The organism is Rhodococcus sp. 27YEA15 (assembly GCF_049739425.1).
Lineage (GTDB): Bacteria > Actinomycetota > Actinomycetes > Mycobacteriales > Mycobacteriaceae > Rhodococcus_F.
In genome coordinates, this window is record NZ_JBMHHW010000001.1 from 4,657,052 (window position 1) to 4,677,754 (window position 20,703).

Consider the following 20,703-nt stretch of genomic DNA (forward strand, 5'->3'; position numbering starts at 1 on the left):
CTAGTACGCGCTGGCGTTGTCGACGTGGAAGTTGTAGAGGCTGCGTGCCGATCCGTACCGGGTGAACTCCCGTGGGTCGTGGTCCAGACCGGCAGCGACGAGCAGTTCTGTCAGCTCGTCCAGGTGCTCCTGGCGCATCGACTTCGCGATACAGTCCGCACCCAGTGACGCAACGGTGCCGCGCACGTAGATTCGCGCCTCGTAGATCGAATCGCCCAATGCCTCACCGGCGTCGCCGCATACGACGAGACGGCCGGCCTGCCCCATGAAGGCACTCATATGCCCGATGTTTCCGCCGACGACGATGTCGACGCCTTTCATCGAGATCCCGCATCGGGCGGCGGCATTGCCGTCTATGACGAGTAGACCGCCGTGCGCGGTGGCCCCGGCGGACTGCGACGCATCGCCTTCGACGTGCACAGTCCCGGACATCATGTTCTCGGCCACACCGACTCCCGCATTACCGGTCACCGTCACCGACGCATGCTGGTTCATGCCGGCACAGTAGTAGCCGACATGCCCGTCGATGGTGACGGACAGATCCTGGTCCAGCCCGCAGGCGAGCGCATGTGCCCCCTGAGGATCGGTCACGATCAGCGATTTCGGCGCGTCGGGTGAGCTGAGGAGTTCGTTGACCTCTCGAACACTGGACGAACGCAGATCGACGACAGCCGTCTCGGCGGGGCGCGTGTCCGTTACCTGCACGCTGTTGTCCTTCGTGGTGGTCACTACCGGTGCCATACGTACACCTCTTCCGGTTCGGGCTCGAAGATTCGGGCGTTGTCGATGCCTGGCAGGTGTGCCAGAGCGCGGTATTCCGATGCCATGGCGACCCAGCGGTCCGTCTCGGCGATCACGGCCGGCTTGCAGGAAATGGCATCACGGACCACGGCGAACGAATCGCTGTTGGAGACCAGCAACGTGTAGAAGCCGTCGAAGGTCTGGTTCAGCATCAGCAATGCTTTTTCCAGGTCCACTCCTTCGGACAACTGCTTGGCGACGAACCTGGCGCCCACTTCGGTATCGTTCTCGCTGTCGAATTCGACTCCGCCGCGCTCGAGTTCGTGCTTGATCGACATGTGGTTCGAGAACGAACCGTTGTGCACCAGGCACTGATCCGGTCCGACGGCGAACGGATGCGAGCCTTCTGCCGTGACTGCGGATTCGGTGGCCATCCGGGTATGTGCGACGCCCTGCCACCCGCTCGCCCGGGGCAGACCGAATCGGTGTGCCAGCTCGGTCGGATTCCCCATGCCCTTGAGTACGGTCAGATCGTCGCCGAAACCGATGATCCGCGCGCTCGGGGCGACTGCGCGGACCGCGGAGACCAGGGCATCGGCACCGATCGGTGCGTGCAGGACGGTGGTGGGAGCGAGGTCGATCACCGTGACCGGTACACCTACCAGCGCGCCGAGCTCCTCGGACAACCGGTCGGCGGTGATCGGTGAATCAAGCAGGGAGACAGTCGCTTCACCAGACGGTGACCAGGTGGGATCACCGTAGACGGCCATACCGGCGGAGTCGGGTCCGCGATCGCACATCTGGTCCAGCATGTCGGTCAGTAGCGCACCGAGTCGAGGATAGAGCGAGGCATCACGTAGATGAAGCCCGACGATTCCACACATGCGGAGTCCTTTCGGATAGTTCGGGTAGTTCGAGTTCGGACAGCGGTGAGTTCGGACAGCGGTGAGTTCGGACAGCGGCGAGTTCGAACAGCGGCGAGCCCAGAATGCGGCGAGCTCAGAAAGCGGTGAGATAATGGTCTATCTCCCAGGCCGATACCGTGTTATGCCACGAGAAGAACTCCTCGCGTTTGGTTTTGGCGAAGTACTCGGCCACTCCAGGACCTGCGACATCGAGCGCGGCGGTCAACACCGGGTCGGCTTCGAGAGCATCCATTGCATGGAGCAACGTCATCGGCAGCATGTCGCTGCGACGATCCCCACTACCCGGCGCCCCCGGGTCCAGGTTGCGGCGGATACCGTCCAAGCCGGCCGCGATCGCGCCGGCGGCGGCCAGGTACGGATTCGCAGAGCCGTCACCACCGCGAAGCTCGACACGATTGCTGTCCGGAACCCGAAGGTAGTGTGTTCGATCGTTACCGCCGTAGGTGGCGTATCGCGGCGACCAGGTGGCACCGCTGGTGGTCGCGGTGGCACCGGTCCGCTTGTAGGAGTTGACTGTCGGTGCGATGAGACCCTGCAGAGCACAGGCATGCTCGAGGATTCCGGCGATGAACGAGTACGCCGTACCCGAGAGCCCCAACCCCTTGAAGTCTGCCGAGTCGGGGAACGCCGATCCGCCGTCATTCCAGAGAGACAGGTGCAGGTGCATACCCGACCCGGTGCGATCGGTGAACGGCTTGGGCATGAACGTTGCTTGCATACCGCGCTTCTCGGCAATGACCGAGAGAAGATATCGGGCCGTGATGACACGATCTGCGGTACACATGGCGTCGGCGTAGTCGAAGTTCTGTTCGAACTGACCGTTACCGTCTTCGTGATCGTTGGCGTAGTTGCCCCAACCCAGGGCGTTCATCGCTCCGGATACCTCGGTCAGGTGGTCGTACATCCGCGTGACGTCCCGGGCGTCGTAGCACGGTTGCCTACTCGTATCGGCACGGTCGGCAGTGACCAGCTCACCGTCGACACGATTGACCAGGAAGTACTCGATCTCGGCGCCGACGTTGACCGTCAAACCGAGATCAGCTGCGCGACGCAACTGTTCGCGGAGGATCACCCGCGGTGCATACGGCCACGGCACCCCGTCGACATGCGGATCGCAATGCACGAGCGCCAATCCCGGCCGAATGAAAGGAATCGGCGTGAACGACGAGACATCGGGCACCGCTACCAGATCGGAATCCTTGGGTTCCTGACCCATGTAACCGGCAGCATATCCGGCAAATCCAACACCGTCGTTCTGGAGTTGCTCGACTGCTTCTACCGGAACCAGCTTGGCACAGGGTTTTCCGGACAGAGTGACGAAGAGGGCGAGAATGAAGGTCGTTCCACTCGCCTGGGCGAGTTCGGTGAGTGTAGGTGATGTCGATGCCGGAACCGAGTTCACGGCAATTGCCTCCGAAGTATCGATGGCCATGTCAGATCCTCTGGTTGGTCGAGTCGGAAGGTACCGAATATGGGCGGTCATCGCATTTCCCCGGCACCCTCGTACGGGTGCAGACTGAACAGCAGATCGTCTTCCGCGAAACGCGAGTACCGGAAGTCCGCGGCGTTCACGTTCGGAAGGTCGGTGACGCCGTCGACCAGCAGGTCGGCAACGAGCTTTCCGACGGCCGGGGAAATCTTGAACCCGTGCCCGGAGAACCCGGTGGCAAGAAACAGTCCGTCCACCGGAGCGGGTCCGATGATCGGGTTGTAGTCGGGTGTCACGTCGTAGGCGCCCACGTAAGAGCTGGTGATCCGCGGGTCCGGCATGTCGGGAAGCCGGTGGCTGAGCTTGACGATGTTCTTCTCGATCGCGGCGGCGTCGGCGCGATTGACATACTTGTCTGGGTCGATGTATTCCGGTGCCTGATGATCGGAATTACCCACCAACAGTTCACCGTTGGGCTCCCGGCAGATGTACTGCAACCCCGCAAGATCGGAGAGCACCGGCACTTCCGGCGTCGGCGCGCCTTGATCGATCAGAACCAATTGCGCTCGTTGCGCTTTGACATCCAAATCGACACCGACACCGGCAGCGAGGGCCGGCGCCCACGGCCCGGCGGCGAGTATCACGTGCTCGGCGTGAATTTCGGTTCCGTCCGGCAGAGTGACTCCGTACACCACCCCGGCAGCATTCTGCAGCAGTGCTGCGACCGGTGTGCTCTGACGTATCTTCACCCCCAGGCGACGAGCGGTGGCCGCAAAGGCCATCCCCGCCATGTAGGCCTCGCCGCGCCCGCCGAGCGGCTCGTACGCGAACAATGCAAAGTCGTCCAGATGCAACCCCGGCCACAACTCCGCCATCTTGTCGTGGGCGATGAATTCTGTCGCGATACCGAGACCCTGCATCATCTCGATGTTCGCCTCGAGCGGTTTGACGTTGTTCTCACCGACTCCTACGACGTATCCACAAGGCCGAAAACCCATGTCGTCGTCGAATATCTCGGTAGCCCGGGTGAAGATGTCCACTCCGTACCACGACATTGCGGCCAGAGACGGTGTGCCGTAGTGACAGCGAACGACGCCGCTCGATTTTCCGGTCATGCCGGAGCAGAGTGTGTCGCGTTCGAGTACGAGCACATCGGTCTCACCGCGAGCAGCCAGCGAGTACGCGACAGCGAGCCCTTCGAGCCCACCACCGATGATCAAGAACTTGCTCTTCTCGCTCACGTGTCGATCCTTTTCCGTCGGAGAGTGGTGGATGCGCGCCACTGACATCCGCCATGTTTCAGCTCATTAACTTTTGTTATCTCACATGAAACTCGATATATGTGACGACCACGTTAAGGCAACGTCAGATCGGCGTCACCTTTCGGCGCTGTCCACCCTCATCTGGGCAATAAACGCTTTGCGCGACTGAACTTCATCGATATTTCGAATTTTGTAACCCAGACGTAACGGTCATCATGGTTTCATCAGAGTGCTTAAGGTTTCACAAGAGTTCACTTATTTACGGAATCCGCACCTCAGCAAGGAGCAATCAGATGACCATCACACAGCAATCGTCCAAGAATCCGTTTCGCGTCACATCAGGGTTTCACGAGCAACTGCCGCCCATGCCGACCGAGCAGTACCCGGGAACCGCAGGATTCATCGGGGACGTGTTTTCCAATCCCGAGGGTTCGGAAATGTCCGCAGGCTACTTCAAGCTCGATCACACGGACGCGGTACTGGACTACTTCTACGAGTACGACGAGATGAAAGTCGTCCTCGAAGGCGAATTCCGCCTGGAGAACCCGGACACCGGGCAAGTGACCATCGCACGGAAGCACGATGCGATCTTCTTCCCGAAGGGATCACGCATCCTCTTCTCCACGCCCGAATCCGCACTGGCCTATTTCGTGGGCCACCGCTCGTTCGCGCCGTAACCCGTCATGGTTGTGAGCATGCGCTCGACCAGCGTTCCACGTTGGGACACAAGCGACATCGCAGTCGCGCCAGTCGACGAAACGGTGACCTGTGTCGTGCTCATCACCGACGAGTCCGCCGACGAGGCGGCGTGGGAGCCGGCCGAACAGTCGGCTCCCACCACCGTGATCGTCAGACTCACGAACGCCCAACCCCTGATCCCGGAGTCGATTCTGAGTCAAGCCCGAGTGGGATGGCGTTTTGTCGTCGTCGCCGCTGAAACCACCGTGGGTCGAATCCGTTCACAACTCGTCCGAGCGGGGGCCGTCGACACCGAAATGATCACGGTGACCACCGAACAGCCAGACATCCAGGCGATCCGGCACCGCGCAGTCTTCTGCGCTCACTGCCACGCCGTGACCGACACGATCGCTGCGATCGACGACATCGTGAAGTGTTTCGACATGTCGGGTCGATCTCGCTGTGTATTACCACTATTCGCGACGGCACGCGGCATATCTCGGATACCGACCCGACTCGGAGGAACTCGAATGAGCGAGGAACTGAGATGAGCATCGACACGAACAGGCCGGCAACACACACCGGCGACCTCGAGCTTCGAGTTCGCAGTACTCGAACGCTCTGTACCGACGTCCGGCAACTGGTTCTCGCGTCCGCGGCCGGGACGCCACTTCCGTCGTTCACACCGGGAAGCCATGTCGCGTTGAGATGGAGCGACGGACTGTACAACGCGTACTCGCTCACCGGACCGTCGATCGAACCGGAATTCTACACGGTGTCCGTTCGCCTCGACGAGAACGGGCGAGGCGGCTCACGGTGGGCGCATTCCCTACGCGAGGGCGACCTGGTTCACCTTCGTCCGCCCCGCAGCGATTTCGCCCCGATACTCACCGCGCGTCATCATGTTTACGTCGCGGGCGGTATTGGCGTGACTCCCGTTCTGTCGCACGTTCGCGCAGCGGTCGACTGGGGTCGGTCGTTTCAGGTTCTATACGCGTTCCGCCCCGGATTCGGGGCGCACTTCGACGAACTCACCCAGTTGTGCGGCGATCGACTGCAAGCGGTGGCGTCCGCCACGCAGCTCGAGCAGATCCTGGACGACGCCCTCGCCGATCAACCGCTGGGAACGCACCTGTATTCGTGCGGACCGCGCTCGATGATCGAGGCGGTGGCCGACGCTGCTCACGCGAAAGGATGGCCGGCTGCGCGAATACATTCGGAGGCATTCGGTTCAGGCCCCCTCGACGCCGGACTTCCGTTTGCCGCGAAGCTGGGACGCTCGGGAATGATCGTGCCGGTCCCGTCCGGCACCTCACTTCTGGATGTCCTGCTCGACAAGGGAATCAACGTCCCAAATCTGTGCAGGCAAGGCGTGTGCGGCGAATGTCGTCTGTCGGTGCGCGGTGGACGGATCGAACACCGGGACCTGTATCTGAGCGAAGACGAGAAAGCGTCGGGGGACTCGATGATGCCGTGTGTGTCGAGAGCGGCCGGCGACCTACTGGAATTGGAGCTGTGACATGAACGTGCCGACAACAGAACACGGACCCGCCGTGGCGGGGTTCCCGTTCCCCTTCTCCCGCGACCAGTACCGCTACAGCACCAACGTGGAACCGTCGGGTACATCGCACATCACGGCCGCCGGCCTGTGGGGCGAGCATCGAATCGTGATCGACCAGAACTACCACAGCGAACTCGCGGAACGACGCCGGATACTCGACCGGGATCCGTCACGCCATCAGTGTCTGGAGCATATGACGCCCGCGGCCTGGGACTGCATGTTGACGGTGATGCGCGACCTCGCCCGAGAACATCCCGAGATCATGTCCCTCGAGCGAACCGACTCGAGATGGCGGTGGCAGAACGCATTGCTGTCCGTGGACGACCATTTCGTACTCGGCGATCTCTCGACGCTGCCTGCGCCCCCGTTGGTGTACATCGGCAGCCAGATACAAGAGGACGTCGTTCTACTCGACCAACGCGAAAATCAACTGTGGGCCGATGCCGGTCTCGTCACCTTCGCTGCGGACTGGTCTTTCGGCTTCGATGTCGGAATGAGCTTCCTGCAGATCCACGGTCCGGTACCCCGAGTACACACCGAGAATGTAGCGACGCGGGCACAGAGTTTTCTCATGCGACTCGAATCGGGACAGAGCTACCGCCGAACCAATTGGACTCTGACGGTGGACGGAAAACTCGACACCTCAACCGAGACGTATCCCGATTGGGGGCGTGACCGCCGGACACTGGCAGACGGGCCGCTGACAGCGGTAGGCGATCGCTTGTCTCTGCGCACGGAGGTCCAGCATCTGGTGCGCCTGGCCAATTCCGATGCGGTCATGTTCCTGATCCGCACGTATCTACTGCCGTTTCGTGAGCTGGCAACGGTTCCCGAATGGGCCGAGCGCACCCACAAGGTGCTCGAGGATCTCCCGTTCGACATGGCCGAATACAAAGGGATCACCCGAACTCGTGAGCCTGCCATGCGATGGCTGCGCACCTACGGTGGAGTGTCACTGTAGCCGTGATGAAACCGACGCGCGTATGACGGCAACCAACACCGAAGCGGTACCGCTGATCCGGACGGCTGCATGCCGAACGACGACGCAGTCACCCGCTGCGGCACAGCGGGTATCGACACATACCTGCCCGTCCCGGACCAGAACCACGGTGACCGCTGCCGGGTCCGTCATCCAATCGCCGTCGCCGGGCCGGCGCATCACCACCGACCCGCAGGCGCGCGACGGGTCTGTCATCACGTTGAACGCGCTCGTCTCACCCTCGGGGACGCACCATGGGTTCAACGCACCGTCGAACGAAAATGGCTGCCATGGATCAACTTTCGTCATCGATGAACCCCAGTCGAACTCAACTCCGTACCGACCGACGACGGTGAAGATTCGATCCGTACCCCGGAAGGTCGAGAATTCACTCGGAACCGAACCGAGCCGGGCGACGCTCACCCGCCACTGCGGCAGCCCGCCGACGACGTCTCCGACGGCTATCGGCGCAGTGAGACCGGCACCGTTGCTCCACGGCACGTACTCGCGCTCGACCACCCGAACCAGTTCCACGGACTGATATTTCACGAAACTCCTTTATTTTTCCTTTATTTGGATTGAGCTTAAGTATCAAGTCGACGAAAGGCCATGAATTTACCTATAATTCACGCCCTCGAAGCCAATCCTGATGGAAAACTTGTTTGACTGACCGTGCACTCAGGCTGATCTCGCGCCTCTCGTACCGCGAGCGCCGTTCAGCCGTCAACGACTCTCGCAAGGTGGATCGGATATGAACGAAGCTGTCGCCGCCGCAGATACAGCGTGGATTCTCGCGGCCTTCGCCGCCGTATCGCTGATGGTTCCGGGCGTTGCACTCTTCTACGGAGGAATGGTCAGCGTCCGCAGTACCTTGAACATGGCGATGATGACATTCGGCGGGTTCGCTCTCGTCGGAGTATTGTGGATCGTCTTCGGATACTCGGCAGTGTTCGGGAATTCACTCGGCGGCGCAGGCCTGCTGGGCGACCCGGCCGAATACTTCGGTTCCAGCACACTTCTCGATGCTCCGGCAGAGCCCGGACTACCGCCGGCGCTGGTGTCGGCGTTTCAACTGCTCTTCGCTGCGATCACCGTCGCACTCATCTCCGGAGCCGTCGCCGACCGAATGAAATTCGGAGCCTGGATCGCCTTCTCCGGCCTGTGGATCACCCTCGTGTACTTCCCGGTGGCGCACTGGGTATTCGCGTTCGATTCCGCAGACGGCTCGGTGACAGGCGGCTGGATCGCGAACACCCTCGGGGCAGTGGACTTCGCAGGTGGCACCGCCGTACACATCAACTCGGGCGTGGCAGCACTGGCCGTCGTCATCGTTCTGGGCAAGCGCAGCTCGTTTCTCAATCCGCCACGACCACACAGCCTTCCGTTGACCATGCTCGGATCCGGCCTGCTGATGTTCGGTTGGTTCGGATTCAACGGCGGATCGGCGTTGGCCGCAGGCAACAGCGCGTCGGTGGTCGTACTCAACACCGTCGCCGCCGCATGCGCCGGGATACTCGGTTGGCTCGCCGTCGAACGTGTCAAGGAAAAGCATGCCACGTCTTTGGGTGCTTCCTCGGGGCTGATCGCCGCACTGGTGGCGATCACGCCGGCCTGTGGAGCCGTCTCCCCCATGGGCGCGTTGATCATCGGCGCCCTGGCCGGAGCTGTGTGCTGCCTGGCGGTGTCCCTCAAGTATCGACTCGGATACGACGACGCACTCGATGTCGTCGGCGTTCACATGGTCGGCGGTGTGCTCGGCACCGTGCTCGTCGGATTTCTGGCCACCGGCGCAGCTCCGAATGCCGTCTCCGGTCTCTTCTACGGGGGTGGACTCGATCTTCTCTGGCGTCAGGTGGTAGCCGTTCTCGCCGTTCTCGCCTACAGCTTCACGGTTACGTGGCTCATCGCCAAGACGCTGCAGAAGACCATGGGGATCCGCGCCGACCGGGCCGCAGAGTTGGAAGGACTCGACATCGTCGAGCACGGGGAAACCGCATACGTTCTGGACGGGCCGGGCCTGGCCGGACGTGCGGTGCACGAACGTGACGCAGTCGTCGCGGCCGAGTCGATCACCTCGTCATCCGCGCAGGACACACACTCGCGGTGACACACCCGAGACAGGCGCCGGGAGTATTCCCCCGGCGCCCGTCTCGTCAGTCGTCGTGGTTGTCCGGATATGCGGTGACAGCAAGGAACCTGATCGGCAACCGGACCAGATCGTGCGGGCCGTGCAACCCCTCACCGTCGAGCAACAGCGAGTCACCCGGTCGCAGAGTGTATTCGGACTCACCGTGCCCGTACACCATCACACCTTCGAGCATGTAGAGCATCTCGGTTCCGGCGTGCTGGAAGAGTGGAAACACTTCACTGTCGTCGGTGAGGGTGACGAGCACCGGCTCGAGACGTTTGTGTTGACCGCGTAAGGCCCCGAGCAGCTCGTAGTGATGGCCGATCCGAGTGCCGCGCCCGACGATGACCGCACCGTGACCGGCTTCGACGTAGACCGCTTCACGCGCTGAATCCGCCCCCCGGAACAACGACGTGACCGGCACGTCCAGCCCGGCGGCCAGCCGGGCGAGCGTGTTCAGACTGCACGAGGTCTGCGCATTCTCGATCTTGGAGAGCATCGCTTTCGATATCCCGACCTTGGTCGCCATGTCGCCCACCGACAGACCGGTCGACCGCCGAAGTGCTCGAACCTGTTTTGCGATCACCCGCTCGAGGTCCTGCCCGGTTGCGGAGCTGTCGGAGACTTCACGCTGAATCGGAGCCGGGTCACCGGTGTCCCGATGGATTTCCAGTGCATCTGATTCCGCCATTTCACGATGCTATCCCAGGGTCCACTGCCAGTAGATCCTCGAAGAGGACGTCTCACCGCAGCCGGTCTCGTGGTGAACATGTTCGACCACCGAGGCGTATGCTTTTTTGAACATGTTCAAATCGAGGAGCAGGCATGGGTGATCGGGGAACGGATACGCGCCAGAAACTGGTGGACACCGCACTGCGGCTCTTTCGCGACGAGGGCTTCCAGGCAACCACCATGCGGCGGATCGCCCAGGAAGCAGGAGTCTCCCTCGGAAATGCCTACTACTACTTCGCGGGCAAGGACGAACTGGTTCACGAGCTCTACCTGGTTGTACAACGCGATCATCGCGAACGCACTCTTCCGCTGTTGCGCGACGGCGGCTCGCTCGCCGAGAATTTCGGCACGGTGCTGCATTCCGGTCTCGACGCCATGAGCCCGTACCACGGATTCGGCAGCTCGTTCCTGCAGAGCGCCCTTCCGGTGGCATCGCGGTCGAGTCCGTTCTCCGCCGAGTCGACCGATGCCCGGGACATGGCGATCACTCTGATGCGTGACGTCCTGGCCTCGTCCCGGCAGAAGATTCCACCCTCGCTGGATAATCAGCTCCCCATGCTCCTGTGGCTCATCTACCTGGGTGTGACTCTGCACTGGGTCACGGACTCGTCTGCAGGACAAACACGCACTCACGCTCTGGTCGACAGCATTGCCCCCGTCGTCGGCAAGGCCGTGCAACTCGCCCGACTGCCGGTGGCGCGAAGCCTGATCAGTGACATTGCCGAGCTGACTACCCGCTTCACCACTACCGAGAGGACCACACCGTGAACCGCGTCGTGATCTGTGGAGCGTCCGGCTACATCGGACGATATCTCCGCCATTCGTTGCACACGAGAAACGTCGAGGTGCGGACGATCGGTCGAAGCATTTCCAGCGACGCCGTCTGGTCCGACGAGCACGCCGTAGTGGACGTTCTGGACGGCTCGGATCTAGTCGTCAATCTCGCCGGACGCTCGGTGAGCTGCCGGTACGACAAGCGCAACGCCGACGAGATCTTCTCGTCTCGGGTGGAGACGACCGCGCTGCTCGGTCGCGCTCTCGCCCGCGCCTCGCGACCACCGTCACTTTGGGTGAACGCCAGCACCGGAACGATCTACCGAGATTCTCGTGACCGGCCGATGGACGAAGAAACCGGAGAGCTGGGTACTGGATTGTCGGTGGCCGTCGCACGCGCCTGGGAACAGGAACTGTTCGATGCGCCGACGCCGATTCGGAAAGTAGCGCTGCGGATGTCGATCGTGTTCGGTTCCGGCGGCGGGGCGCTCAACCCCTTTGTCGATCTGGCGCGGCTAGGTCTCGGCGGACGGATGGGTGACGGTCGACAGATGTTCAGTTGGGTACACATCGCCGACGTCCTCGGCGCAATCGATCACATCGTCGGGCATCCCGAAATCTCCGGCCCGGTCAACATTGCCTCACCTTTCCCGGTGACCAACACCGAGATGATGCGCCAGGTGCGGTCGACCCTGGGTCGATCGCACGGGCTACCGACTCCCCGATGGTTACTCGAATTCGGTGCACGAATCATCCGCACCGAGGCCGAGTTGGTACTCAAAAGCCGCTGGGTGGATCCGAAAGTACTCGTGGACAATGGATTCCAGTTCGCGTTTCCACACCTCGATGAGGCGCTCCGCCAGATAGCGCGAGACACTCCTCGCGGCCTGCTCCCGGTAGCGTTGGGCTGAGCCGCTTACGCAACAGTCGAGGCGCTGGTGCCGCAGTCCGATGGTGACGAGAATCAGTCGACTCATGCAGATTGTCGACAGCCACAGATCCGGGCGGACCGGTGTTCGGTGGACGGCCTGAGCGTCACGGAAAGCGTCCGGCGCCGCCGCGCCTGCACAGCGGCCCGAGCCGGGGAGGTGTAAGTTCTCGATCGGCGCCTTCTTCGGAAGGCAGTCGGTGCCTGCGGCCTCCCCCCCCAAGGTGCTTGCACTTGCCGAGTGGGGAGAGGTAGCGCGCCCCCCCTGCACTGCCGTCTCCCCACTTCGTCAGCCACCCGTCTGATCGACTGGACCGCCCGACGCGCCTCACGCCAGAGTGCCGCGACCCTCTACTTCGACCTGTCCACGATCAGCGATGCCACACCGCGTCAACCCGATGGCTGTCCGTCGCCCGGACACTCACGGCGCGGAGGTGCTCGTACGCCGCAGCAGTGTCGGCAGCGAAGCGTCCTGCCGAAATCGTCAGCCCGGTAGCAAGATGCCGGTCGTAGGGTATTTCCTCGACCGCGAACACCTTGCCGATCAGGTGGTGACGCAGTTGGCCGATATCGGCAACCGCAGCGCCCGCGCTCTGGTGGGAGACCACCACGATCGTGCGATCGAGTGCCGCCTGACCAGCGGTAGTTCGAATCGTCTCGAGAACCACCCGCATACGATTGAATGCGTCGGCCCTACAGGGCACCGCAACCACGATCGCGGACCACGGTTCCCCCCGCAATGCCTGCGCGCTGTCGCGGCCGAATGCACGATGGCCCAAGTCGTACAGCGCCGTATCGACCTGGGCTCGAACGTATCGAACGATTTGCCGAAAATCCGGCTCGATCGTTTCTCGCCAATGCCGGCCCAGGATACGGACACCGGCAGAGGTGGCCGAGGTCAACTCCCGGAACGACTCCCGAGCAAGGACGGTCGACTCCGGCCCGAACATCGTCTCGACAGTGGCCTCCGAGACGGTGGCATCCGCTCCTCGACTCACCAGATCACCGCCGCCGACGGTCGCATCGACAACAGCAAGTGTTGCGCCGGTTGACGCCCACGCATGTCCGAGCCCCAATGCCGTGGTGGTGCTTCCCGCTCCCCCACACGCCCCGACCACAAGCGTCATCGGCGGAATCGGATCGAATCCCAGTCCGGACGAAGAGGTCCCGTGTGAGCCACCGAACGAAAGCTGTTGATTCCGAGCTACGCCTGAGACATTCTCCGCCTGGTCGTCGCCGCCGACACTAGTCGTCATGCTTTTCCGATCGAGGTGATCAACGTGCGCCCACCTAGGTCCACTGTTGACACGACCTGGCGGCCGATAACCTGGGTTCCGTCCGGATAGCGTTGAAATAGACTGACCGCGAATGTGTTCGGACCGGAGTCGCGGATCTCGACACAATGCTCCGTCCCCTGCGGAACAGTATCGATTCCGGCCTGCAACTCCTCGGCGGTAGCAGATTTCACCTCGGCATCCGGCACCAGAAACGTCCGTGCCTTCGCCCCGTTTCGGTCGACGTAATACGCATGATCGAAGGCGAGGATGACGTCCGCGCCGGACCCCGTTCCACCCGGCCCGGCCCCCCGTACGACACCCGCGTCGCTCGACGGTGAGCACCAGGGCGGCGGAGCGGCCGCCGTGGACTCGATCGTGGTACTCGCGGCCGCCGAATTCACGGCCGAGTCGGCACCGGCGTCCCCCAAGGCGGCGACGACAAAACCACCGACACCCAACGCCAATACCGTAATCGCCGCGACGGCACTGACCACGACGGCCCTAGAACGAATCGGATGACGATCCACTCTCGTGACGTGGAGGAATTCTTCGATATTCGGGCCGGTGACGAGCCCGCGTCGTGGATCTGGACCGAATGCACGAAATGTATCGTCGCGGCCGGCGCGGGCGCCGTTGTCCGGCGCGCCGCCGCCGAGTTCGACAGCGGCCGACGGCGTGACGCTCACCCCGTCTCGATCGTCACTCCCGACATCGGCCGGGAGGCCGAACTCGAGGGTTTCCTCGGACGTGGGGTCCTCGGACTTCGGTCGGTCGTCCTCGGGGGGCGTGAACGGCGGAAACCACTGGTCCACAGAGGGGCCAGTGGGTCCGACACGATCTTCGCCGTCAAGCGTGGCCATCAACTCCGCCGTCCCGAGGTGGGCGCATCATTCGGAGATGCCGCCGCCGATGGCGTCCGCGATCATCGAAATAGGCAGGCCAGGAACGGTCGTGGCAGCCAGGATGCCACTGACGCCCTGATCGACGGATGCGACAATTCCACTTCCACCGGGAAGCGCCGCCACAGCCTCTCGGAGTTGCCGGTCGACGGACGGAGCCGAAGAGACGGTGGCACGAACAGCGTCGACCACGGCCGCACCGGCCGGCGAATCCGACGACCACTGCTCGAGCGTTGAGCGGGTCTGGTCCGTGATTGCCGACTGATCGATGTCCGGAATATCGAATTCCACCGGCCGGCCCAGATCTCCCGCCCCGTAAGCAGATGCAGCGAGCGCTCCGCCTGCGCCGCCGGCGATCCCACCGACCACTGCTGCCGGAAGCGCCAATGCAGCCGCGCCGATACCCGCCCCCGCGGCGGTGCCCACGACACCTGCGGGAATGACACCGAGCGGTGTGACCAACGCCGATGCGAGACCTACCGCCGACGTGCCACCGATCGTGCCACCGATCAGCGCTCCCGCGGCACCTGCAGGCGCCGCGGCCGCGGAAGCGCCGGCCAGGACTCCGACCGCGCCGCCGCCGATCTGGCTAGCGGCGAGGCGTTCCGCCTCACCGGTCTCGAGACCGGTCGAGCGCCAGAAATCAGTTGTCTGGGCTTCGACGACGGCAGTTTGACCGTTGGTCTTCTCCCCCGTGTCCTTGCTGATCCAGTTCGGCAGATCGGTTTCGTATCGGCCGAATCGAAGCCGCTCGGCGGGAGCTTGAACAGGCGCGGTGAACGTGTCCAGCTGCACCGGAAGGTGCAGAGTCGAATAGTCGATCGGCGGTGCGGGGTCGCCGTAGTAGGCCGGCGAGACATACGGTTTGGCCGGCTGGCGGTACACCTCGGGAACCGGCGTCCACGTCTCGACAGGTGCCTGGGGCGCAGGAGCCGTGACACCCACTTGACCGGGAACCTCGCTCGTCACCCCTGCCTGATCCCCCGGCGCCGCCACCGCGAATCCGGCACCGCCGAACGTCGCCGCAACCAAGGCGGCGAACGACGCCGTGGCGACAGTTGTCATGGCGGCGCGAGACTTGCTCGGGGCGCGGTGACGACCGGACGAACGCGGTTTCCGTGAGTATGTCATGTGGCCCTTTCACAGGTGTAGTGGTTCAGCGGTCGACCGGGTGTTGACACCGAACTGGCGATGCACGTCTGCAGGATGCTTCGTGGGCTATGCCGTCGTGAGCTATGGCTGCGCGGGCCGGATTTCTCGACCGAGCGGGAGCGAAAGCAGGAGTACTCGACATCCACCGCGCCGGGGAGATCGCGCCTGCGCACCGAGAGGTCGAACCCGGGCAGCGCAGACAGCACATCCGTCCCCACCACGGTGCCGCCCCCTACCGTCGTCTCACCACGTTGCGCACACCACAGCCGGCGGCAGGGAAATCATACCAATTCCGAGAGCGCCTGCACGCGGTCCGAAAGAAGCTAGAGACAACAACATCTCGATGAACAGTACAATATTTACTCTTGGGATTAGAACGTCATAAGCCCCAAAAGCAACTAAAGGGCATTGATTTCACGATAAATCGGACAACCTGATGATCGCCAAGGCAGCGGTCGGCCAAATATGTTCCCCTGCAACGAAAATACGATTCTCGTCACCCATTCTCGTTGTTCACCATCATAATTCAGTCAATTCAAGGCAGAATCACCCGATGAAGGATGCCGATACCGATTGACGGCGATGCAGACGCGAATCGATTCGACAACGACGACACCTCTCGGTGCACCAACTTGTCCACATCACCTCCTTGCAGCAAAAACCGAAGATGTCCGCAGCCGGCACACGCCGGCGCCGTCGACCTCGGACCAGCGATGTCATTCGTTATCCGTTACTCCGTAGCGCAATTCGGCATTTCGACGCACAATCTCTCCTGCCGCACCTTGACTCGATCCCTGCAGATTCAAGACCTACGCAGACCGCAAGAATCGCCCGCCGCCCTCGACCCGGCCGGGCGCCTCCGACTTCTCGCCTGCAGGCACCTCACAACCGCACAAGGACGGCCCTCGCCGGGGGGAGGCGAGGGCCGTCAGAGTTCAGCCCCGGGGGGTGGGCTGAACCGGCCCGAACGAATCGAGCACCCACGATGCTACACCCGAAATCTGCGACAAAGGCAAGCCTGAACAGTGCTGAACTGGGGATTCACCGTAAGTCCGGAGATCTCACCACACGCCCGGACACCTACACCGACTATCGTCTACAAGGTGACCGACACTGCTGAGAATGGATCGCGACCGCAGCGGATCGCTGCCTTCTTCGACCTCGACAAAACCATCATCGCCAAGTCGAGCACCCTGGCCTTCAGTAAACCGTTTTTCGCCCAGGGCCTGATCAATCGTCGATCGGTCCTCAAGAGCAGTTACGCGCAATTCCTCTTCCTGCTCTCGGGAGCAGACCACGACCAGATGGAACGCATGCGCGAGCACCTCACCGCGATGTGCGCCGGCTGGGACGTCGAACAAGTCCGGGCGATAGTGGCGGAGACTCTGCACGACATCGTCGATCCACTCGTGTTCGCCGAAGCTGCCGATCTGATCGCCGATCACAAACTCCGAGGCCACGACGTGATAGTCGTGTCGGCGTCCGGCGAAGAAATCGTCGCCCCCATCGCCGAGGCGCTGGGCGCGAGTCGATCCGTCGCGACGTCGATGACGGAAGTGGACGGCCACTACACCGGGGAAGTCGACTTCTACTGCTACGGACCCGGCAAAGTGGAGGCGATGGAACGCCTGGCGACGGAATACGGCTACGACCTGAGCACGAGCTACGCGTACTCGGACTCGATCACCGACCTGCCCATGCTCGCTGCCGTCGGACATCCCACCGCAGTCAATCCGGACCGGGCCCTGCGGAAAGAAGCATCCGTAAATGGTTGGCCCATACTCACTTTCTCCAACCCGGTCTCGTTACGGGCCCGCTTGTCGGCGCAATCCACGACGACGGTGGCCACCACCGCAGCAGTCGGAATCGGCGCACTGGCAGCCGGCGCAGTCACGTTCGGATTGCTGCGACGCAAACGGTGAAATACGTGGCCACAAACAAAATTTGATACTTGCAGTGAGCGTGGTCACAGGGTACAAAGGTACTACGGAAGAACGGAAGGCCAGCATCGGTTCGGAAGAGAAGGACCGTTACCCCGACCCAGATTCCCAGCACGGGCACTATGGCACCCACGCGGAGCACATGCCACTATAAGGGCAGAAGCGTTGTGGGCCTGCGAGATTCGTTCGATTCGAGCGAGGACTCCGCACAGGTTGCGGGGACGAACCCGATAACTGCGAAAACTCGCCGAGGCCACCCACACAACCCACCGAGCACGCTTGGTAACGAGTAGTCCGTGCTTACGGGCGGCGAAGTCGATTCATCGGCAGCGCCGCCCGTATTACGTGCGCAGAGTTACAGAATGCTCACGGTGCGGCCGCGTCGGCGATCGACGTCGCCTCCCGCGCTCCGGCCTCGAGCGCACCGCAGCACAAGATCACCCAACTGCCGACAGCATCTGCGCGGCCGGAAGCAAAACCGATCGCACCGTCCGCGTACGCCTGCGAGCGCCGGAACCAGCTGACCTCCGGTACGCCCAGGTTATGGGGATCGAGCCCCGAGGACACCGCCACCAAGCGGGACGCCGCTCTCGCGACTATCGCATCAGCACTCCCGAACGGGCTCAACGCCAACAGTTCGCCGTGCACGACGGCAGCAAGAACCGGAGCCGGTGCGGTAGTTCCACCTGTGACGAGTTGCGCGAGCCCGTCCAGCCGCTCCGCCACACCCCGATCCGATCGTGGACGGCCGAGCGCATCGGAATCCTCCACCAGATCCGCCGCCGCGAGCAGATGAAGTCGCGCCAACGCCTGCAGAGGTGCTCGTTTCCACGTGGCCTCCATCAGCGGGAGGCTGTCACCGTCCAAAGCCTGCGCAACGCGCAACGCGCCGGCCAGAATGGGATCGCCCGCCACACCTTCGGGCGGTAATTCGGTACTACCACCGGACAGCGACGCCGACGCGCGAGCAGCACGCACCGCTGCTTCGGCCGCGGTCGTCGGCCAACCGCGACGGTTGCTCTTGTGCCGGTGGACCTCGCCGAGAGCATCACGAGCACGGTCGGCGGCGTCCCGAACACCGGGAAGATCGACGAGGGGCTGCAAAGGGTCCGTCACGATCAACGACGGTACCCGCGCAGTCCCGCCACGATCGGCGGCGCCTACCTGCCGGACCTACCATCCGTCGCAGCATTTCGACCGATCGTCGCAGGACAGCGTGTTGCAACGTGATGCAACGGTGCGTTCCCCAAGCCTTGTGACTACCCTCACATGAAGTCGGAAAGTGTCGAACCAGAGCGAAAGAAGGCCGTCAGAGATGACCAGCGCAGCCGAAACAGACGCCTCCCAGGCGTATCCGCCGAGTGCAGAATTCGTGGCGGCCGCCAACGCCGGACCGGAGTTGCAGGCTGCTGCCGATACCGATCGTCTCGCCTTCTGGGCAGATCAGGCCGAGCGTCTGCACTGGCACGAGAAATGGTCCGACGTACTCGACTGGACCGACGCCCCCGTCGCCAAGTGGTTCGTCGGCGGAAAACTCAACGTCGCCTACAACTGCGTCGACCGCCATGTCCTCGCTGGTAACGGCGATCGCGTCGCGATCCATTTCGAGGGGGAGCCCGGCGACAGCCGTGATCTGACCTACAACGACCTGCTCGCCGAGGTCAGCCGCGCCGCTAACACGTTCACCGACCTCGGACTCGTCGCCGGTGATCGCGTCGCGATCTACATGCCGATGATCCCTGAAGCGATCGTCACGATGCTCGCGTGTGCCCGCCTCGGATTGACCCATTCGGTCGTCTTCGCCGGTTTCTCCGCCACCGCACTGCGCTCGCGCATCGACGACGCGCAGGCGAAACTCGTCGTCACCGTCGACGGTCAATGGCGTCGCGGTGCCGCCGCACCCATCAAGTCCGCGGTCGACGAATCCGTCGACGGAGCCGACTCCGTCCAGAACGTCCTCGTGGTGAACAGGACCGGCATCGACGTCGCCTGGACGCCCGGGCGCGACCTGTGGTGGCACGAGAGCGTCGCGCAGGCATCGCCCGAGCACGAGGCTCAGGCTTTCGACGCCGAGCATCCGCTGTTCATCCTCTACACCTCGGGGACCACTGGAAAACCCAAGGGCATCATTCACACCTCCGGTGGCTATCTCACCCAGGCGTCGTACACCCATCACAACGTCTTCGATCACAAAGCCGGGCAGGACGTGTACTGGTGCACGGCCGACATCGGCTGGGTCACCGGCCACACGTACATCGTCTACGGGCCCCTCTCCAACGGTGTCACCCAGGTCGTCTACGAAGGCACCCCCAACTCCCCCGACGAGCACCGCCACTTCAACATCATCGAAAAGTACGGCGTCTCCATCTACTACACCGCCCCCACCCTCGTGCGCACGTTCATGAAGTGGGGCCGGGAAATCCCCGACGCCCACGATCTGTCCTCGATCCGCCTCCTCGGCTCCGTCGGCGAGCCCATCAACCCCGAGGCGTGGCGCTGGTTCCGGGAAGTCATCGGCGGCAACAACGCCCCGATCGTCGACACCTGGTGGCAGACCGAGACCGGCGCGATCATGATTTCCCCGCTGCCCGGTATCACTGCCACCAAGCCAGGTTCCGCGATGGCACCCCTGCCGGGCATTTCCGCGAAAATCGTCGACGACGAGGCCAAACCACTGGGCAACGGCGGTAACGGCTACCTCGTCCTCGACGAGCCGTGGCCGGCGATGCTGCGCGGTATCTGGGGCGACATGGACCGCTACCGCGACACCTACTGGTCCCGTTACGCCGAAGAAGGCTGGTACTTCGCCGGTGACGGCGCCAAGTACGACGACGACGGCGCACTGTGGGTACTCGGTCGCGTCGACGACGTCATGAACGTCTCCGGGCACCGAATCTCCACCTCCGAGGTGGAATCGGCGCTGGTCAACCATCACGGTGTCGCCGAAGCCGCCGTCGTCGGTGCTGCGGACGAGACCACCGGTCAGGGCATCGTGGCGTTCGTCATCCTGCGTGAGGGCGTCGAGAACACCGGTGACACGCTGATCGCCGAACTCAAGGCGCAGGTCTCCACCGACATCAGTCCCATCGCCAAACCGCGTCAGATCACGATCGTTCCCGAACTACCCAAAACCCGTTCGGGCAAGATCATGCGCCGGCTGCTGCGCGACATCGCCGAGGGACGCGACCTGGGCGACACTTCGACCCTCGTCGATCCCAAGGTATTCGACGCAATCCGCGGCAAGTAAGGGCCTTCGGCCTCTGTGCGTCTTCCTGACGATGGTCACCACCAGGAAGA

At 62.9% G+C, this 20,703-nt stretch carries 19 protein-coding genes; 9 read left to right on the top strand and 10 right to left on the bottom strand.

All coding sequences use genetic code 11. The annotated features are described in order from the left end of the window. From ABH922_RS21815 to ABH922_RS21830, 4 genes are all read right to left on the bottom strand, one after another. Complete coding sequence (locus ABH922_RS21815; protein WP_424808901.1) at positions 1 to 741, bottom strand: protein glxC; 741 nt, start codon at positions 739 to 741, stop codon at positions 1 to 3. Then, a complete protein-coding gene (locus tag ABH922_RS21820; RefSeq protein WP_424808902.1) occupies positions 729 to 1,625 on the bottom strand; it encodes a class II glutamine amidotransferase in 897 nt (298 codons plus the stop codon). The genes ABH922_RS21815 and ABH922_RS21820 overlap by 13 nt, the downstream gene beginning before the upstream one ends. 115 nt (positions 1,626 to 1,740) lie before the next feature. Continuing rightward, positions 1,741 to 3,099, bottom strand: a complete 1,359-nt coding sequence (glnT, locus tag ABH922_RS21825; protein WP_424808903.1) for a type III glutamate--ammonia ligase — start codon at positions 3,097 to 3,099, stop codon at positions 1,741 to 1,743. A 47-nt stretch (positions 3,100 to 3,146) separates the two neighbouring features. Further along, positions 3,147 to 4,337 (bottom strand): NAD(P)/FAD-dependent oxidoreductase, encoded by a 1,191-nt coding sequence (locus ABH922_RS21830; protein WP_424808904.1) that lies wholly within the window; start codon positions 4,335 to 4,337, stop codon positions 3,147 to 3,149. A gap of 314 nt (positions 4,338 to 4,651) precedes the next feature. Here ABH922_RS21830 and ABH922_RS21835 point away from each other — a divergent pair, with 314 nt between their 5' ends. From ABH922_RS21835 to ABH922_RS21850, 4 genes are read left to right on the top strand one after another with little or no spacing between them, the layout of a single operon-like run. After that, complete coding sequence (locus tag ABH922_RS21835) at positions 4,652 to 5,035, top strand: ethanolamine utilization protein (RefSeq protein ID WP_424808905.1); 384 nt, start codon at positions 4,652 to 4,654, stop codon at positions 5,033 to 5,035. Between the two features lie 18 nt (positions 5,036 to 5,053). Next, on the top strand, positions 5,054 to 5,587 hold the full coding sequence (locus ABH922_RS21840; RefSeq protein WP_424808906.1) for a hypothetical protein: 534 nt from the start codon (positions 5,054 to 5,056) through the stop codon (positions 5,585 to 5,587). Further along, on the top strand, positions 5,584 to 6,555 hold the full coding sequence (locus ABH922_RS21845; RefSeq protein ID WP_424808907.1) for a PDR/VanB family oxidoreductase: 972 nt from the start codon (positions 5,584 to 5,586) through the stop codon (positions 6,553 to 6,555). The genes ABH922_RS21840 and ABH922_RS21845 overlap by 4 nt, the downstream gene beginning before the upstream one ends. Before the next feature lies 1 nt (position 6,556). Beyond that, positions 6,557 to 7,558, top strand: coding sequence for a heme-dependent oxidative N-demethylase family protein (locus ABH922_RS21850; RefSeq protein WP_424808908.1), 1,002 nt, complete (start codon positions 6,557 to 6,559; stop codon positions 7,556 to 7,558). On the opposite strand, the gene ABH922_RS21855 is transcribed toward ABH922_RS21850, so the two are convergent. Further along, positions 7,550 to 8,125 (bottom strand): HutD family protein, encoded by a 576-nt coding sequence (locus ABH922_RS21855; RefSeq protein WP_424808909.1) that lies wholly within the window; start codon positions 8,123 to 8,125, stop codon positions 7,550 to 7,552. The genes ABH922_RS21850 and ABH922_RS21855 overlap by 9 nt on opposite strands. A gap of 202 nt (positions 8,126 to 8,327) precedes the next feature. Between ABH922_RS21855 and ABH922_RS21860 the strand changes: the two genes are divergently transcribed. After that, a complete protein-coding gene (locus ABH922_RS21860) occupies positions 8,328 to 9,683 on the top strand; it encodes an ammonium transporter (protein ID WP_424808910.1) in 1,356 nt (451 codons plus the stop codon). Between the two features lie 46 nt (positions 9,684 to 9,729). On the opposite strand, the gene ABH922_RS21865 is transcribed toward ABH922_RS21860, so the two are convergent. Next, positions 9,730 to 10,395, bottom strand: a complete 666-nt coding sequence (locus ABH922_RS21865) for a helix-turn-helix domain-containing protein (protein ID WP_424808911.1) — start codon at positions 10,393 to 10,395, stop codon at positions 9,730 to 9,732. Between the two features lie 134 nt (positions 10,396 to 10,529). Between ABH922_RS21865 and ABH922_RS21870 the strand changes: the two genes are divergently transcribed. Both ABH922_RS21870 and ABH922_RS21875 read left to right on the top strand, forming a co-directional pair. After that, positions 10,530 to 11,204 (top strand): TetR family transcriptional regulator, encoded by a 675-nt coding sequence (locus tag ABH922_RS21870; protein WP_424808912.1) that lies wholly within the window; start codon positions 10,530 to 10,532, stop codon positions 11,202 to 11,204. Next, positions 11,201 to 12,121: a TIGR01777 family oxidoreductase gene (locus tag ABH922_RS21875; protein WP_424808913.1), complete on the top strand. Its 921-nt coding sequence runs from the start codon at positions 11,201 to 11,203 to the stop codon at positions 12,119 to 12,121. The genes ABH922_RS21870 and ABH922_RS21875 overlap by 4 nt, the downstream gene beginning before the upstream one ends. Positions 12,122 to 12,509: 388 nt before the next feature. On the opposite strand, the gene ABH922_RS21880 is transcribed toward ABH922_RS21875, so the two are convergent. The 3 genes from ABH922_RS21880 to ABH922_RS21890 all read right to left on the bottom strand — a co-directional run bounded on the left by ABH922_RS21880 (position 12,510) and on the right by ABH922_RS21890 (position 15,445). Further along, a complete protein-coding gene (locus ABH922_RS21880; protein WP_424808914.1) occupies positions 12,510 to 13,265 on the bottom strand; it encodes a hypothetical protein in 756 nt (251 codons plus the stop codon). 125 nt (positions 13,266 to 13,390) lie between these two features. Beyond that, positions 13,391 to 14,275: a hypothetical protein gene (locus ABH922_RS21885; protein WP_424808915.1), complete on the bottom strand. Its 885-nt coding sequence runs from the start codon at positions 14,273 to 14,275 to the stop codon at positions 13,391 to 13,393. A gap of 27 nt (positions 14,276 to 14,302) precedes the next feature. Next, complete coding sequence (locus ABH922_RS21890; protein WP_424808916.1) at positions 14,303 to 15,445, bottom strand: insoluble domain protein; 1,143 nt, start codon at positions 15,443 to 15,445, stop codon at positions 14,303 to 14,305. A 1,124-nt stretch (positions 15,446 to 16,569) separates the two neighbouring features. Here ABH922_RS21890 and ABH922_RS21895 point away from each other — a divergent pair. Beyond that, positions 16,570 to 17,388: an HAD-IB family hydrolase gene (locus tag ABH922_RS21895; RefSeq protein ID WP_424808917.1), complete on the top strand. Its 819-nt coding sequence runs from the start codon at positions 16,570 to 16,572 to the stop codon at positions 17,386 to 17,388. A gap of 384 nt (positions 17,389 to 17,772) precedes the next feature. Here the strand turns inward: ABH922_RS21895 and ABH922_RS21900 are convergent, their stop codons facing one another. Continuing rightward, positions 17,773 to 18,522: an oxidoreductase gene (locus ABH922_RS21900; protein WP_424808918.1), complete on the bottom strand. Its 750-nt coding sequence runs from the start codon at positions 18,520 to 18,522 to the stop codon at positions 17,773 to 17,775. A 199-nt stretch (positions 18,523 to 18,721) separates the two neighbouring features. Between ABH922_RS21900 and acs the strand changes: the two genes are divergently transcribed. Continuing rightward, the gene (acs, locus tag ABH922_RS21905; RefSeq protein ID WP_424808919.1) at positions 18,722 to 20,653 is read left to right on the top strand and encodes an acetate--CoA ligase; all 1,932 of its coding nucleotides are present in this window, start codon (positions 18,722 to 18,724) and stop codon (positions 20,651 to 20,653) included. Positions 20,654 to 20,703 lie beyond the last annotated feature (50 nt).